Annotated in this window: 14 protein-coding genes; 4 read left to right on the top strand and 10 right to left on the bottom strand. The window is 34.4% G+C overall.

Annotation, left to right across the window (positions count from 1 at the left end; all coding sequences use genetic code 11):
• Positions 1–35 precede the first annotated feature (35 nt).
• The 7 genes from EMN46_RS04445 to arsC all read right to left on the bottom strand — a co-directional run bounded on the left by EMN46_RS04445 (position 36) and on the right by arsC (position 9,638).
• A complete protein-coding gene (locus tag EMN46_RS04445) occupies positions 36–953 on the bottom strand; it encodes a Spy/CpxP family protein refolding chaperone (protein ID WP_154199477.1) in 918 nt (305 codons plus the stop codon).
• A 229-nt stretch (positions 954–1,182) separates the two neighbouring features.
• Positions 1,183–2,778, bottom strand: a complete 1,596-nt coding sequence (locus EMN46_RS04440) for a S41 family peptidase (RefSeq protein ID WP_154199476.1) — start codon at positions 2,776–2,778, stop codon at positions 1,183–1,185.
• Between the two features lie 11 nt (positions 2,779–2,789).
• Positions 2,790–3,242 carry a dCMP deaminase family protein gene (locus tag EMN46_RS04435; RefSeq protein WP_154199475.1) on the bottom strand — a complete coding sequence of 151 codons (453 nt, stop codon included), beginning with the start codon at positions 3,240–3,242 and terminating at the stop codon, positions 2,790–2,792.
• 651 nt (positions 3,243–3,893) lie between these two features.
• On the bottom strand, positions 3,894–6,050 hold the full coding sequence (scpA, locus tag EMN46_RS04430; RefSeq protein WP_154199474.1) for a methylmalonyl-CoA mutase: 2,157 nt from the start codon (positions 6,048–6,050) through the stop codon (positions 3,894–3,896).
• 54 nt (positions 6,051–6,104) lie between these two features.
• Positions 6,105–7,967, bottom strand: coding sequence for a methylmalonyl-CoA mutase family protein (locus tag EMN46_RS04425; RefSeq protein ID WP_154199473.1), 1,863 nt, complete (start codon positions 7,965–7,967; stop codon positions 6,105–6,107).
• 213 nt (positions 7,968–8,180) lie between these two features.
• Positions 8,181–9,227, bottom strand: a complete 1,047-nt coding sequence (locus EMN46_RS04420) for an endonuclease/exonuclease/phosphatase family protein (protein WP_154199472.1) — start codon at positions 9,225–9,227, stop codon at positions 8,181–8,183.
• A gap of 69 nt (positions 9,228–9,296) precedes the next feature.
• Complete coding sequence (arsC, locus tag EMN46_RS04415) at positions 9,297–9,638, bottom strand: arsenate reductase (glutaredoxin) (protein ID WP_154199471.1); 342 nt, start codon at positions 9,636–9,638, stop codon at positions 9,297–9,299.
• A 222-nt stretch (positions 9,639–9,860) separates the two neighbouring features.
• Between arsC and EMN46_RS04410 the strand changes: the two genes are divergently transcribed.
• Together EMN46_RS04410 and EMN46_RS04405 are read left to right on the top strand one after the other, a co-directional pair.
• The gene (locus tag EMN46_RS04410; RefSeq protein ID WP_154199470.1) at positions 9,861–10,061 is read left to right on the top strand and encodes a DUF6132 family protein; all 201 of its coding nucleotides are present in this window, start codon (positions 9,861–9,863) and stop codon (positions 10,059–10,061) included.
• 72 nt (positions 10,062–10,133) lie between these two features.
• Positions 10,134–10,553 (top strand): thioesterase family protein, encoded by a 420-nt coding sequence (locus tag EMN46_RS04405; protein WP_154199469.1) that lies wholly within the window; start codon positions 10,134–10,136, stop codon positions 10,551–10,553.
• Between the two features lie 152 nt (positions 10,554–10,705).
• Here EMN46_RS04405 and rimM read toward each other — a convergent pair whose 3' ends face one another.
• Positions 10,706–11,248, bottom strand: a complete 543-nt coding sequence (gene rimM / locus EMN46_RS04400) for a ribosome maturation factor RimM (RefSeq protein ID WP_195715181.1) — start codon at positions 11,246–11,248, stop codon at positions 10,706–10,708.
• Between the two features lie 10 nt (positions 11,249–11,258).
• Positions 11,259–11,807 (bottom strand): 30S ribosomal protein S16, encoded by a 549-nt coding sequence (locus EMN46_RS04395; RefSeq protein ID WP_154199467.1) that lies wholly within the window; start codon positions 11,805–11,807, stop codon positions 11,259–11,261.
• Positions 11,808–12,442: 635 nt separating this feature from the next.
• On the opposite strand from EMN46_RS04395, the gene EMN46_RS04390 reads away from it, so the two are divergent.
• Positions 12,443–13,369 carry a CPBP family intramembrane glutamic endopeptidase gene (locus tag EMN46_RS04390; RefSeq protein WP_154199466.1) on the top strand — a complete coding sequence of 309 codons (927 nt, stop codon included), beginning with the start codon at positions 12,443–12,445 and terminating at the stop codon, positions 13,367–13,369.
• On the opposite strand, the gene EMN46_RS04385 is transcribed toward EMN46_RS04390, so the two are convergent.
• Positions 13,334–14,089, bottom strand: coding sequence for a hypothetical protein (locus tag EMN46_RS04385; protein ID WP_154199465.1), 756 nt, complete (start codon positions 14,087–14,089; stop codon positions 13,334–13,336). The genes EMN46_RS04390 and EMN46_RS04385 overlap by 36 nt on opposite strands.
• 491 nt (positions 14,090–14,580) lie before the next feature.
• Between EMN46_RS04385 and EMN46_RS04380 the strand changes: the two genes are divergently transcribed.
• On the top strand, positions 14,581–16,332 hold the full coding sequence (locus EMN46_RS04380; protein WP_154199464.1) for an endonuclease: 1,752 nt from the start codon (positions 14,581–14,583) through the stop codon (positions 16,330–16,332).
• Positions 16,333–16,368 lie beyond the last annotated feature (36 nt).

Below are 16,368 nucleotides of genomic sequence, written 5' to 3'. Positions count from 1 at the left end.
TCATAGACTAAGCATTATTACTACTTAATAGTTCTTTACATTCTTGATCTTCTATTTTCACCCATTTTATGTGATTTAGATAAAAATATAACCAATTGATCTTTATCTAAAACTTTACGAATCTCTTTCTGATTAAGAACTCTTTCTTTAGCTAACTGATTTTGAACCTTTGATATTTGATCTATATTCGCGTAAATCTCATTCTTATTAGGAGCCTCATCGTTAAGTAAATGTTTTTGTTTTAAACGAAGCTCTTGCATTTCCTCTCTTAAATTCTGAGTTGCTTTTCTAGAATCTAGTCTTATAGTTTTCATTTGTTTTTGCTGATCAACAGATAAATCCAATGCATTTATACCTCTTTGTTTTCCTTTATTAGCTAAAGCACGTCGATTTTCTTTATTCATTTGTCCCTTGCTAGATTTCATCTGCTGTCCTCGCATTTTAGAACTATCACCTCTCGTATCTCTACGCATTTTTTGATTCTGACCATCAGACATACATTCTTGGTTTCCCTTTTCGGCAAAAGCTCTTTTATCACCTTTATTCATTTGTTGTCCATTCATATTAAAACGATCACCTCTCATGTTCCTATACATTTGTTGATCCGCACCTAATAAGCCAGAAGTAGCCAATCTCATATTGATTCGTTCTTTCATCAACTGCTTTTTCAAAGCTGTCATATTATCGATATTCTCAAAAACTTTCTTTTCGTCTAATTTCTCAGCAGACATTAATGTTTTTTGATGTGCCTTAAGCTCATTCAATTCATTTCTCACATCAAGAGTTGCCTTTGCATACTCAAGTTTAGCAGCTTTCAACTCTTCTTTTTGAGCATCTGTTAAATTAGCGGTTGTCTTTTGCATACGATCAGATCTATTTCTTTTCTGTGCCTGACTTACGCCACTTAATAGCATTAAGGCTACTACAATACATGTTGTTATTTTAGTTTTCATATCTTTTTTTTTATCAGGAATACGCCTCTATAGTTCGAAGGTATCTGCCATTAAACATTTTATTAAATCTATGCTGATTCAAACAGGATTTCAATATTTGGATCCACTCCCATTTTGTAATCGCTTTCGAGATTTAGACCTGTTGCATTCCTAAAGGTTTAATTTTGATGCAAAAAAAAAGATCCACCTTCTTGGGTAGATCTTAATTTTTAAACTATTTGGACTGAAACTAATCTTTCATATCTATCACATAATCAAGCGTCTTGTCTATTTTTTGAATGATTGGATAAAAGCCATCATCATCAATTATATTACGAGCAATATAAGCTTTCATTTGCGTATCAATTATCTCCAAAGAATAATTCAAGCCTTTGTTATTTGTTTTTACACCTGCATCTTCACAGTATTTTGTCAATTCCTTTATCAGTGGTTTCTTATCCAGATAATTGAGAATATCTTTCACATTCAATAATCTCTCCATTTCAGCTCTATGCTCATCCACATAGTAAAATGCAAATCGATGAATAAGACCTTTGCGATTTAACTCAATAAAATACTTAGAATAGCCTGCAGTATCAACAGGTATAAATATATCTGGCATAATACCACCTCCACCGTAGACAATGTTTCCTTCTGGCGTTTTGAATTTTAACGAGTCTGCAAAATGAATAGAATCTTGCTGTTCAAACTCGCCGTGAATAAATCGTTCCGTAATATCATTATTGTATTCTGCCTTACCATTGGAATATGATTTTTGAATACAGCGACCAGTAGGTGTATAATAACGTGCTACAGTTAATCTTAAAGCAGAACCATCTGGCAAAGAACGTTGCTCCTGCACTAAGCCTTTTCCAAACGATCTACGACCTATAATTTCACCTCTATCATTATCCTGAATAGCTCCTGCAAAAATTTCACTTGCCGAAGCAGATCCTTCATCAATTAAAACAACAATTGGTAAGTCTTGATAATTTCCACTACCAGTTGAAACGTAATCTGTTTTAGATTGCGATTTACCCTCCGTGTAAACAATCATTTTCCCTTTTGGCAAAAATTCATTGATCATATTTGTAGCAGCAGACATATATCCACCAGAATTCCCCCTAAGGTCAACAATTAATTTCTTTAAACCTTGCTCTTTTAACTTCTCAAGTCCTACTGAAAACTCATGATAAGTAGTTGCACCAAAGCGATCAACTTTTATATAACCCAGATCTTTATTAATCATATAAGCCACATCAACACTCGCAACAGGAATAGAACCTCTAATAATATCTAGATCAATCAAATCTTTAACACCACGACGAACAATCTGCACTTTAACACCCGTTCCTTTACGACCTTTAAGTTTGCCTTGAATGAATTCAGTACTTAAATCAGCACCTACTATTGGCGTTGTATCAACTTTTACAATTCTATCTCCAGCAAGAACACCAGCAGAGTCCGACGGACCTCCTTCAATTGCTTTTACAACGGTAACCGTATCGCGATAAGTGATGTATTGAACACCAATACCACCAAAATTACCATTCAAATCTTCATTAATCCGTTGTAAATCCTCCTTTGGAATATATACTGTATGTGGATCTAAATTCTTTAGAATAGCAGGTATAGCTTGTTCAACTAATCGCTCCGCCGAAACCGTATCAACATAATCATCAACAATCATATTAAGAACAGCATCTAATTTATGACTTGAAGCTGTAGCAGGCATAGTAAAAGACTGCAAACCTGTGCGTTGTTGAAAAAAAGGATTAATGTACATACCCAAAACAATAGCCATAGCTAATAAAATGGGAAGGAATACCTTCGTTTTATTATTCATTCTATCTGATTTTATAAGTTTTTAATGTCGATATATTTCACTTCTATACCAGCTCTAATCAAAAGATCTTTTCCATCGTTAGAACGATAAGCTTCTGAATAAACAACACGATTTATACCTGCTTGAATTATAAGTTTAGCACATTCAATACATGGTGTTGCCGTTACATACAAAGTGGCTCCTTCACTACTATTACTAGACTTTGCAACCTTCGTAATAGCATTAGCCTCAGCGTGTAGAACATAAGCTTTTGTCTTATCATCTTCATCTTCACAAATATTTTCGAAGCCAGATGGCGTTCCATTATAACCGTCAGAAATAATCATTTTATCCTTCACAATTAAAGCACCTACTTGGCGACGTTTACAATAAGAATTTTCAGCCCAAATAATTGCCATTCTTAAATATCTGCAATCAAGCTTTTCTTGTTTTCCCAAAAGTTCTGTATTCAAAGTCTCCTGCATTATATTGGTTTATTTAGTAAAAATTAAGCAAAATCACATAGCACACTATCAGCAAGCTTCTTAAGAATAGATCCTATTCAAAATCCTTATCACAAGAATTTTGTAAAGTTAATCTCAAATTTCACACACTATTAAAATAGGTATTAAACAAAAATAGGAAAAAATAAAGCTTCTCGAATTTATTAGTCAGCAAGTTTCATATTTATTTAAGATTTAATCCCTTTACGTTTATGTATGAGGAGAAAATTTATTGGATATAATAAAACATAAACTGCATTGTAATTAAAGCTTAAAGCTAGAATATGAAGTTTCTTATTTTAAAAATAAACCTACTCAAGTATAATTACTTTGGAATTATACTTGCCTCTTTTAGTTAAGCAGTTTATGCTTTTTTAAAAAATAGGGATAGAATTAATTTACAACTAGAAGAATGCTAACACTTAAATCTAATAGGATTCTATTTAAAATTAAAAAACAATCCTTAAAATAAATAATTAGTTGACTAATAAAGTTATTATTTTTTTCATACAGAATGATTAACCCTCATATATAAATATATTCAAGAATACGTTTTCAGCTCCACACAACAAATAATACAAAAAAAACCTGTCAGAAAACTGACAGGTTTTAATATATTGAATAGAGAGTTTATTACTCTTGATTATTTTCAATAAGAAGTTCCAACATTTGGATAGCACATCTTGATACTTTGGTACCAGGACCAAATACACCAACAACACCAGCTTTATAAAGGAAATCGTAATCCTGAGCTGGAATAACACCACCTGCAGTAACCATGATATCTTCACGACCAAGTTTCTTCAATTCTGCAATAACAGCAGGAATCAAAGTCTTGTGACCAGCAGCCAATGAAGAAACACCAACAATGTGTACATCATTTTCTACAGCTTGCTTAGCAGTTTCTTCTGGAGTTTGGAACAAAGGTCCCATATCAACGTCAAATCCTATATCAGCAAAACCAGTAGCTACAACTTTACCACCACGGTCATGACCGTCTTGCCCCATTTTTGCAACCATAATACGAGGACGACGTCCTGCTAATTTTGCAAATTTTTCGGCTAACTTCGTTGCTTCAGCAAAGTCACCATCTTGTTTAGATTCTGATGAATACACGCCTGATACAGTTCTAATTACAGCTTTATATCTTCCACATACTTCTTCACATGCATCTGAAATTTCACCTAGAGAAGCACGTAATTGTGCTGCCTTAACAGCAAGATCCAATAAGTTACCTTCGCCACCAGCTGCACATGCAGTAATAGCTTTAAGAGCAGCTTTAACAGCATCATTATCACGATTAGCACGTAATACAGCTAAACGCTCAATTTGTGAAGTACGAACAGCAGAGTTATCTACTTCAAGAATATCGATAGGATCTTCTTTCTCTAGACGATATTTGTTAGTACCTACAATAGTTTGTGTATTAGCATCAATCTTAGCTTGAGTACGAGCAGCCGCTTCTTCAATACGAAGTTTTGGAATACCTGACTCAATAGCTTTAGACATACCACCAAGTTTTTCAACTTCTTCGATATGAGCCCAAGCTTTATTAATGATTTCTTGAGTTAATGACTCTACATAATAAGAACCTCCCCATGGATCAACGGCTCTACAGATTGTAGTTTCATCTTGAATATAAATCTGAGTATTACGAGCAATACGTGCAGAGAAGTCAGTTGGCAAAGCAATCGCCTCATCCAATGCATTTGTATGCAATGATTGAGTGTGACCCAAAGCAGCAGCCATAGCTTCGATACAAGTACGTCCAATATTATTGAAAGGATCTTGCTCAGTTAATGACCAACCTGAAGTTTGCGAGTGAGTACGCAATGCCATTGACTTAGGATTCTTAGGATTGAATTGTTTTACAATCTTAGCCCATAGTAAACGACCGGCACGCATTTTAGCAATCTCCATGAAGTGATTCATTCCGATAGCCCAGAAGAAAGACAAACGAGGTGCAAAAGTATCAATATCCATACCTGCAGCAACACCTTTTTTCAAGTACTCTAAACCATCAGCAAGCGTATAAGCTAACTCGATATCTGCTGTAGCACCTGCTTCTTGCATGTGGTATCCTGAGATAGAAATAGAGTTAAACTTAGGCATCTTTTGAGAAGTAAATTCGAAGATGTCAGCAATAATTTTCATTGAAAATTCTGGTGGGTAAATGTAAGTGTTACGCACCATGAATTCCTTAAGGATATCATTTTGAATAGTACCAGAAAGTTGTTCCAACTTAGCACCTTGTTCCAAACCTGCAACAATGTAAAAAGCCAAAATTGGAAGTACTGCACCATTCATTGTCATTGATACTGACATTTGATCCAATGGAATTTGATCGAAAAGGATCTCCATATCAAGAATAGAGTCAATAGCAACTCCTGCTTTACCAACATCACCAGTAACACGAGGATGATCTGAATCGTATCCACGGTGAGTAGCCAAGTCAAATGCTACAGAAAGACCTTTCTGACCAGCAGCAAGGTTACGACGGTAAAATGCATTTGATTCTTCAGCAGTAGAAAAACCTGCATACTGACGAATTGTCCAAGGACGCATTGGGAACATAGCTGAATAAGGTCCACGTAAAAATGGTGGTAAACCTGAAACATAGTTAAGGTGCTCCATACCTTCTAAATCTTCCTTGTTAAAAGCTGTTTTAACCGGAATTTGCTCTGGAGTCATCCAAGATTTTTTAATGCCGTTTTCCTTTTCCCATTCCTGAGAGGTAGCAGCAGCTCTTTTAGATGACTTGATATTTATATCTTTAAAATTTGGTTTCATTTTCATCATTTTTGAAATTAGTGTTTCCTAATTATTACAATTAATACTCACTAATTAAATTCCTAACTCGGCTTGATATGCTTTTAAAGTTTCAAGAACGTTAGATCTTACGTTAACAAAATTCTCAACACCTTTAGCTTTTAACTCGTCAGCACATGCAGGAGCACCTGCTACAACAAGAGTTGCACTTCCATTAAGAGCTTTTAAAAGCTCAGGAGCGATAGTTGCATATTCATCATCAGATGAACAAAGAACAACAATCTTAGCATTTTTCTCTGTTACGAATTTCACACCTTCTTCAACTGTATTAAAACCATTGTGGTCTTCAACATCGAATCCAGCACAAGCAAAGAAGTTACATGCAAATTGTGCACGAGCTTTACGCATATTCAAGTTACCAATAGGGAACATCATCACTTTAGGACGACCATTTGCTTTAGCGTAAATGTCAGTTTTGTTACGAAGAGCTTCGAAAGCTTGAGCACCACGGTATGGTTTCAATGTTTCGCAAACAGCATCTTTAGCCGTTTTATCTTCAGGAACAAGAACTGCTTCTGGAATAGCTTCAAGAACCTCACCGAAGTTAGGGAATTGATTTGTTCCTAAGAAGTTTTCTTTACGAGAAGCAATAGCTACATCTCTTTTTTGAGCAGTAGCTTTAATAGTATCTTGAACGAATCCAGCTTTGAAAGCAGCAAGGTATCCACCTTTGTCTTCAACAGCTAAGAATAATTTCCAAGCTTCATCAGCGATTGATTCTGTTAATGCTTCAATATAATATGAACCAGCAGCAGGATCAGCAATTTCACCAAAATGTGATTCTTCTTTCAATAATAATTGTTGATTACGAGCAATTCTTTCAGAGAAATCAGTAGCAGCAGCAAAAGATGAATTAAAAGAATTAACAGTAAATGAATCAAGACCACCCAATACAGCAGACATTGTTTCAGTTTGAGTACGCAACATATTTACATATGGATCGTAAACTGATTTATTCCAATTAGAAGTTTCACCATGTACAAACATTTTACAAACAGCTTCGTTAGAAGCACCAAATGCTTTAACAATGTTTGCCCATAACATACGACCAGCTCTTAACTTAGCAATCTCCATGAAATACTTAGAGCTTGTTGCAAAGTTGAAACGCATTTTAGGAGCAACATCATCAACTGAAAGACCAGCTTCGATCATTTTTCCTAAATACTCAGCACCTGATGCTAAAGAGAAACCTAATTCTTCAACAATTGAAGATCCAGAGTTATTGAACAAGCTACCTGTAACTGCAATTACTTTATAGTTAGGAAGAGCTTTTGATGCTTCAACAGCTTCTTTCATGAACTTATAAGCACTTTCTTCTGTTCCACAAAAGTTACCAACAGTACTGAAACCAGAATTGATATCGATAGAGATTCCACCATTTAGTTTATCTAAAGCGATACCTCTTTCAGTAGCAATTGCCTGTAGGTTTTTGATTAATTCGATAGAACCATGAGATTTTTCGAAGTTAACTTCTACACAATCCAAGAAAATTCCTTCTAACAAAGTAGTCAATTCTGCTTTGCTTAGGTCTTTCCAGTTTAAAATGAATCCTACTGAATCAACACCTTTGTTTAAGATTTCAAGAGCCTTTGCATTGGCAACTTTTACATCTTCTACAATAATATCTTGGCGAACTAACCAATTATTGTTGTCCTTTTTGTTTCCACGAACATAAGGGAAATCCCCAGGATAAGTATCCATGTATTCTTTACCAACCAAATTCTCTTCTCTGTAGAAAGGCTGTACATTGAATCCTTCGTTTGTTCTCCAAACTAACTTTCTATCAAAGTCAGCTCCTTTAAGGTCTTTAGCAATTCTGTCCATCCACTGTTGAGTAGTTTGTGGAGCAAAGTCACTAAAAAGTTTATTATTTGCCATAACTGTAACTGTTAATATAACTGTTTAAAATTAGAGTCTAAAAATACAGTCTTTTTATCATTTAGGGTATCAAAATTTTAATGTTCTGCATCATGTTTATTAAACAAGCACCTGATTACAAGATTTTAACTGCAAAAAAGAATGAAATTTTAATGAATAAGAAGTCATTTTACGCCCATTGAGATCCTATTCATTTTATATGTCACTCATTAATCATTCGTATTTTACGGTTATAGGTGCATGATCTGATGCTTCCATCCAATCTTGAATCGTAAGCCCTGATCCTAATACAAAATGCTTATTGGTAAAAATATAATCCGTTTTACGGTTCCAAAAGCCATCCTTATCTGTTGTGTGAGTATAATGTTTAAGATTGTTATGGGAATATTCACCCAAACTTATTGCAGATTGAAAACTTTCATAATAGGGTAGCATCCAATCGGTTTCCCTACTATAATCATCTGCATCAAAATCGACTTCCTCACAAACAGAATCATCAAAATTCTGTGTTTGTATTGTATTAGGAGGCAAAGCATTAAAATCCCCTGCCAAAATAAAAAGCTGTCCGTCAGCGCTTAAAGAATCAGCATATTGCTTAATAATTTCAAGCTGCTGTTTCTTTGTATTGTCCTTTGCATAAGCTGATACATGTGTATTGATTAAATTCAGTTCCCCATCTGAAGTTTTCATTTTTACATGCAAAAGGTTACGCTTCAAATAAAAATAACGAACGACCGAATGCTGCTCAGCAATCAATGGTAAGGCTATTCTTATAGCATTTTTAAGTTTCCACTTGGATAAAATAACATTACCCGAGTCCATTTTCCCTATACCTTCACTTGGAATATACTTAGCTTTCCATTGTGAAGCATAAACCCCATAATTAAGGCTTGTACTATCTAATATATACTGTAACTGATTTATGTAAGCTGATCGTTTTGCATCAATATCTACTTCCTGTAAAAAGAGTATATCAGGATTTACCTCACGAATTTTTTCAGCTAAAGTTTTCAAATTTTGTTCAACTTCTTCTTTTTCCATAATTACCCTATCCCCATGGCAATCGAAAAAGAAATCGATTCGTCCTCCACCAAACTTCACATTCCAAGTCATCACTTTCAACGTGTCGGGAAAAGCCACACTATCCAACTCAACAGCTTTAAAATAAGCCACCTCATCTCCTATATTAGTTCCAAAAGGATCGCAAGAGGAAAATAAAAGGCCAACAAAAAAGAGTAATATAAGCCGAGATAAATTCATGCTAATTAATAATTAACGATTAGTGATGAACGATATACAATATCAAAGTGAATAATTAGGAGTTACTAATTATAAAATAGCATCAACTTCCTCAGCAGGGACTGCAAAAATTGCTTTATGATCATTCACAATTATGGGGCGCTGAATCAATTGAGGTGATTCCAACAGAATCTTAATCCACTCATCGTGATTAAAAATCTTACCCTTATAATCGGACTTATACAATTTTTCTTGTGTACGAATAATTTCCTGAGGTTCCTTGTTCATACGTTTCAAAACGTCTTCCATTTCTTCGACAGTATATGGTTCTTTCAAGTACAAACGAACTTCAGGCTTTAAGCCTTTTTCTACGAGATAAGCCAGTGCTGCTCGTGATTTTGAACAACGAGGGTTGTGATAAATTTTAAGCATTCTATTAAATATTTTAAATCTCAAAAATGAGAATATCAGTTTATAATTTATCGGAGAGATTAATTCAGCGATCAGCAAAGTTAAGAATAAAGTTTTATTTAAGAAATGAATACTTTGAGGTCTTTTTCCTGTAAAAAATTCCATTTATTGATATCAATTTCATAAAACAAGTATATCTTAGAATTTCTTTATTTAGTTTAAGGACTCAAAAAAATATTGAAAATGAAGAATTTTATAAAAAGCAGAAAATTCGAAATCATAGGTGGAATTATCGGAACAATTGGAGGATTCCTTTATTGGAATTATGTAGGCTGTACAAGTGGTACCTGCCCTATTAAAGCAAATTGGTACACGATGGTCCCATATGGTTTAGTTATGGGCGTACTCGTTGGGGGATTGTTCAAGCCAAAAAAACATAAATAAATACGTTAAAGTCTTTATTAAGCTTCTCATTCAAGAATAATACTTAATTTTGCTGACTTTAAATACATAATTATGAATAGCAATCACACACAAAAAATACAAATTCGCTTTGGCGATATAGATTTAATGGGACATGTCAACAATGGTATACAGCTAGGTTACCTCGATTTGGCACGCTGGAAATATTTTGAGCAAGTATACGGACAAACGATTAGCTGGGATGACGCAGCTCTTATTGTTGCCCATCTCGATATCGACTTTGTATCTCCTATTCTTTTAAATGATCAGGTAGAGGTACATACTTCAATCTATAAAATTGGAAATAAAAGCATAAGCTTAAAACAAAATATTGTAGATGCAAACACTGGAGATATCAAAACTAAAACGACTCAAGTTATGGTTGCGTTTAGCCAAAAATCAGGCAAAAGTATAGAGGTACCTGAGATATTGAAAATAAGAATCAGAGAATTTGAAAAGACCTCTATAAAATAAGACTTCGCTATTTGTTTTTTGCAAATTAGAATTAGGTTGATACTTAATTTCTAATTTGCCAGAGCTAATTACTCTATGAGGTACCGAAAATCAATCTAAAAAAAATAGATTCAAATTGTAAGCCGATAAAAGTTTGATGGAATTGTATTCAATTAATCTTCTAGGTAAAGATCGATTAAACCTTCTGATGTTTTCATCGTAATAGATTTATTCTCTTCATCTATTTCAATAAAATGTTCGTCAGAAAAAGGAATCAATACCTCTTGACCATTTAGTTCCAATACTAAAACAATATTACCAGAATAATCTTGAATATCTTCAATAGTACCTATAACACCTCTTTCTTGGTCGATATAAGTAAAACCAATAAGTGCAGTCGCTTCAAAGTCTTCTTTATCTTCGAAAAAATCTGGAGCATCCTTAAAAGGAACATAAATTTCGCAACCAATAAATCGAGTTGCTTTGGCCTCGCTATCCATATCCTCGAGAAGAATACGAACACTAGCATGGTTTCTTGGGGTTAAACCATTGGGAGTAATAAAAAAAGGAACCAGTCCTCCGTCGATATCGACAAGAACTGATTCCAATTTATATTTTTCGAGAAGATCGCTAGATTTTTTTGCTACAAGTTCACCTTTCACTCCATGAGTTTTGACAAAACTTCCTACAAAAAAACAATCTTCTTTCTTAAACATGCAATTTGAATTAAGCTTCAGTAGTTTCTGTTCCTTCTTCAGTTGCTTCTTCTTTAGGAGCATTTTTTGCAGCTTCAGCAGCAGCAATTTCAGCAGCAGCATCTGCAGCTTTCTTTGCAATAGCTTCTGCTCTATCAGTAGAAACTTTAGTTTCTGCATCCAAACGAGCTTTAGCTGAATCAGTCGCAGCAGTAGAAAGACCTTCTTTCTTAGCGTTGATTTTAGCTTCTTTTTCTTTCATCCAAGCTTCGAATTTTACTTCAGCAGCAGCTTCGTCGAAAGATCCTTTTTTAACACCACCTTGTAAGTGCTTCATCATCATCACACCTTGGTATGATAAAATTGCTCTTGCAGTGTCAGTTGGTTGTGCACCATTATTTAACCAAGTTAATGCTTTATCAAAGTCAAGGTTAATGGTAGCTGGGTTTGTATTAGGATTGTAAGATCCAATACGTTCAATGTACTTACCATCACGTGGCGCTTTGCTATCTGCTACCACAATGTGGTAAAATGGTCTACTTTTGCGACCATGTCGGGCTAATCTAATCTTTGTTGCCATAGCTTCTTCTAAAAAAATTTGTTATAAACTTGCTTTTATTAAGCGCACAAAGATACAAGTTTATTTTTGATATGAAATAGCTTTCTAAGATATTTTCAAGAACTTGAAAGATAGCTAATTGCTTATGCGATTGTTACAAACAATAATAATCAAACAATATATACCTCAGATTACATAGATTAAAACCGAAAGGCCCCAGAGGGAGAACAGGCGATGTGGTGCAAAGAGTAAATTGCAGAGAACGCGACGGAAAAACTTGAAACACCCAAAACACTCATAATTCGTGATTTCATATTCTAATACTCATCAAATTCCACGCAAAGGACGCAGAGAGGTAATCATCGAGAACGCAAAGGAAAAACTTGAAACACCCAAAACACTCATAATTCGTAATTCTCAATTCGTAATTTCTTATTCTAATACTCATCAAATTTYACGCAAAGGACACAGAGAGGTAATCATCGAGAACGCAAAGGAAAAACTTGAAACACCCAAAGCACTCATAATTCTCAATTCGTGATTTCATATTCTGATACTCATAAGTACTTTCAACTTATAAATACTCTAGACACTCTAAATACAAAGTTTTAAATAGAAATTCCTACTTTTGAATCGCTTAATAAACAAATACAATTATGCTTAAAGGTCGTTTTTCTCAATTATCATATTTCAATCAAATTCTTTTAAGCCTAAGTTTGGTGGTGGGAATTAGTTTTGTTCTCCTATTTATAGGCGCAATACTTTGCTATCTGTTTTTCGGAATAAATATCATGACTGACACCAATGCACTTGATATTAATGGAACAAATCCCAATATAGCTGCTCTAAAATTTTACCAAGCCATCTACTCCATAGGTATGTTTATCGTTCCCCCTTTTATTATAGCCTTTTTTCTATCTTATAGTGTATCCAATTATCTTAAAATAAATCAACTTGCTAAACCAAGTGTATTCCTCAAAGCTTTTCTGCTTATTCTACTTGCTCTTCCATCTATAAATATGATGGCCGAACTCAATTCTCAAATTCACTTTCCTGAGTTCTTGAAAGGAGCCGAACAATGGATGAGAGAGTCCGAAGAAAAAGCAGCTTTGGTCACTCAGAAATTTCTTAAAATGGATAACCTAGGTGATTTATTCGTAAACCTGATATTAATTGCTGCAATTCCCGCTATTGGAGAAGAACTTCTTTTTAGAGGCGTGCTTCAAAAACAACTCTCAAAATTGACAGGAAATATTCATTGGGGAATATTTATTTCTGCAGTGCTATTTTCAGCTCTACATATGCAGTTTTTTGGTTTCTTTCCTCGTTTGTTTCTAGGAATGCTATTTGGCTACCTATTGGTATGGACCGGATCTTTATGGGTTCCAATACTTGCTCATTTTGTAAATAATGGATTAGCCGTAAGCATAAGTTATTTTATAGGTAAAGGACAATTACCCCAAGAGTCTGATGCAATTGGTTCCACTAATACAATGTGGGAATTGAGCCTTATATCTTTAATCCTATTCTCTTACCTAGCTTACCAATTATTTAGCGCTAGAAAAAGGCAAATTGAGAGTTGAGTTCTCAGCTGATTTCTCTTGTTTCTGTTTTTCCAACTCAGATTTTCGCCAAACATACACGATACCATATCGACTGCATATCTCTCGACGTTCTTCTTCAGATTTATCCTTATAGTAAGTTTCTACATCATTCCAAATATCTAATATCAACTGATCAGCCTCATGACGTCTCTCAGCTACTTGTTCTGAAAAACGCTGTGTATTACTCTGTAGTCTTTTTTGATGGTTATACGCATCTCTAAACTGGTCACAATGAACACGCACAAGAGCAATAGAAGGACTATAAATTGGATTTCCTCCAGCAGCTATACGTAAGCGTTCACCTTCAATCAACTTATATCCCCACTCAATCAACTTAGCGTCTTTAACTAAATTAGGAATACTTTGAGAATTAATCTTTAAACCATAAAACTCTCTAACTTCAGGCTTTAATTCTTCTCTAGCAATTGTGAAATTTAAGACTTGAATAAAGTGTGATACATATAATCTTGCTTTCCTCTGTCTCTCGTTATACGCCTTACTTTTTACCGATTGCTCAGCAATAGCTTGATGGTGATTACTTATTGCCAACTCAAAATGGGGTAAAAAGTCATGAAGTTTTCTCAATAATGTAAACGAGAATCCTAATTCGGAAGATGATAGAATCTCTTCCATATCTTGGGCAGAACGCAAGGCTCTTATTCTAGCTAAATCGGTATTAGGTAACCTTCTATATGGCATATTGATATTCTTTAAAATTCACTTATTACGAAGGTATAAATTTTAACTAAGGAGATATGGCTATTCGCAGTTTCACATTCTGTCATTTTATGAACAACACTTAAATGATTACCAAAATGATTTCTCGATAAACAAAATGATAAAAACAAAAAAAGCTGCCCTTTTGGGGCAGCTTTTAATATTACAAACAACGAATAGTTGTGTAAAAAAACAAAGATAGCAATCGTTCTTCTTGTATTTCGAAGCAAGATATGAGTAAAAGTCTTATTCCCAGATGATTCAAAAATACGATAAATGAAGATAAACTTATTTATTTTACAATTTATCATCAAAATATGAAATAGAGTCAAGGTCTTCTGCATTATATTCTTTAATTTGCAGTCGAATATTATCTCCAATACAATCACCTTTTGTTGATTTATTCGAACACATCAACCAACCATTTTTATGATACCCAATCAATTTAATATTAATCTATTAAGGCATATTGTATGATGAAATTTTTATACTCAAGATTTTTTCTTCCTTTAACATTTTTAGCAGCCATCTCTTTTTCTTCCATGGCTCAAACCTCAATTGAAGAATACTACCAAAATGCTACCGGTAAAACGGGTGGCGAATTGAAAACAGCCCTCCATTTTATCATTCACGATCACACTGAACTTCCATACACCAGTAAAGATTCAGATGACGAATACAATGTTTGGGAAGCTCTTAAAATTACGGATGAAGATCCTAATAATAGCGATAACATTCTCTTAATTTATACTGGCCGAAGCGAAGCAAAAAGCAATCAAGACAATGGTGATGGTGGTGACTTATGGAACAGAGAACACATTTGGGCCAAATCACATGGCGATTTTGGTACCGACCGAGGTGCAGGAACTGATATTCATCACCTTCGTCCCTCCGATGCAAGTGTGAATTCCGATCGTAGCAATTTATTTTTTGACGATGGCGGACAAGCTCATAGTGAAGCAACCGAATGTAATTACGATGATGATTCGTGGGAACCTCGCGATGCTATAAAAGGAGACGTTGCCCGTATGATTTTTTATATGGCGGTTTGTTACGAAGGCGAAAATGGCGATCCCGATTTGGAAATGACCGAAGATATGACTTATAGTAAAGACAACTATACAGCACCTTATTTCGGAAAACTTTCAACTCTTATTGATTGGAACACACAAGATCCGGTTGATGATGCTGAGAGAGCTAGAAACGAAAAGGTTTATACCATTCAAGGCAATCGAAATCCATTTATCAATCACCCAGAGTGGGTTAATGCTATTTGGGTTGATACCGATAACAATAGTCCTATGGCTACAGACTACAGTCCTGAAAATGGAGATAATACTGTTTCTTTAACAAGCAACCTAAAATTAACTTTCAACGAAAAAATTCAGGCAGGAACAGGTAACGTTGTTATCAAAAGATTTAGCGACGATTCAGAATTTGAATCTTTGGATATTACTGGCTATCCAAGAGTTGTATTTACAAACAATACGGTTTATATTAACCCACTTTCAATGTTTGAGGAAGGTACCAAATACTATATCACCATCACAAGTGGTGCAATTACGGATGCTTCAGCAAATATTTTTGAAGGAATTTCAGATAAAAACACTTGGAGTTTTACGGCAACATACCCTGCTCCTGTAATTTCTGATTTTACACCAGTAAATAATAGTGTAAATATTCCTATTAATACAGACTTGCAAGTTACTTTTGATAAAAATGTAGTCGCTGGAAGTGGAAATGTTTCAATTCAAACGAATGGTATTGAAGTCCAAAGCATACAAACTTCAACAGCAAGCATTGATGGGAAAACAGTTACAATTCAGCTCTCAGAAGAGTTAGAAGGTAGTACTAAATATTCTGTTCTAATTGATGAAAATGCATTTTTAAGCGAAAACGGAGCAACTTTTGAAGGAATCACTTCTGACACAGATTGGACCTTTACTACTGAAGTTATAGAAGTAGAGGTAATAACAGGTATTGAAGAATCAGTTACTGAAGGTACACCATCATTCTATCCAAATCCCGCTGATAATGAAATTCGTTTGATAAACATAGATAATGTTCAATCAATAAACTTTACAGATCTATCTGGCAGAAGCATTATGCAAATAAAACCGACTTCGACTAGAATTAACATCGATAATTTACCACAAGGAATGTATCTAGTAACATTTATTTCAAATGATGAAAGTACAGTAACAAAAAAACTATTGAAGCAATAATACTTCTAACAAATAACTCTACAAGCTTGTTTTCTT

This window comes from Ancylomarina sp. 16SWW S1-10-2 (assembly GCF_009669305.1).
Taxonomy (GTDB): Bacteria; Bacteroidota; Bacteroidia; order Bacteroidales; family Marinifilaceae; genus Ancylomarina.
Note: the sequence above shows the minus strand (reverse complement) of the source record. Positions and strands in the feature narration are given on the sequence as shown.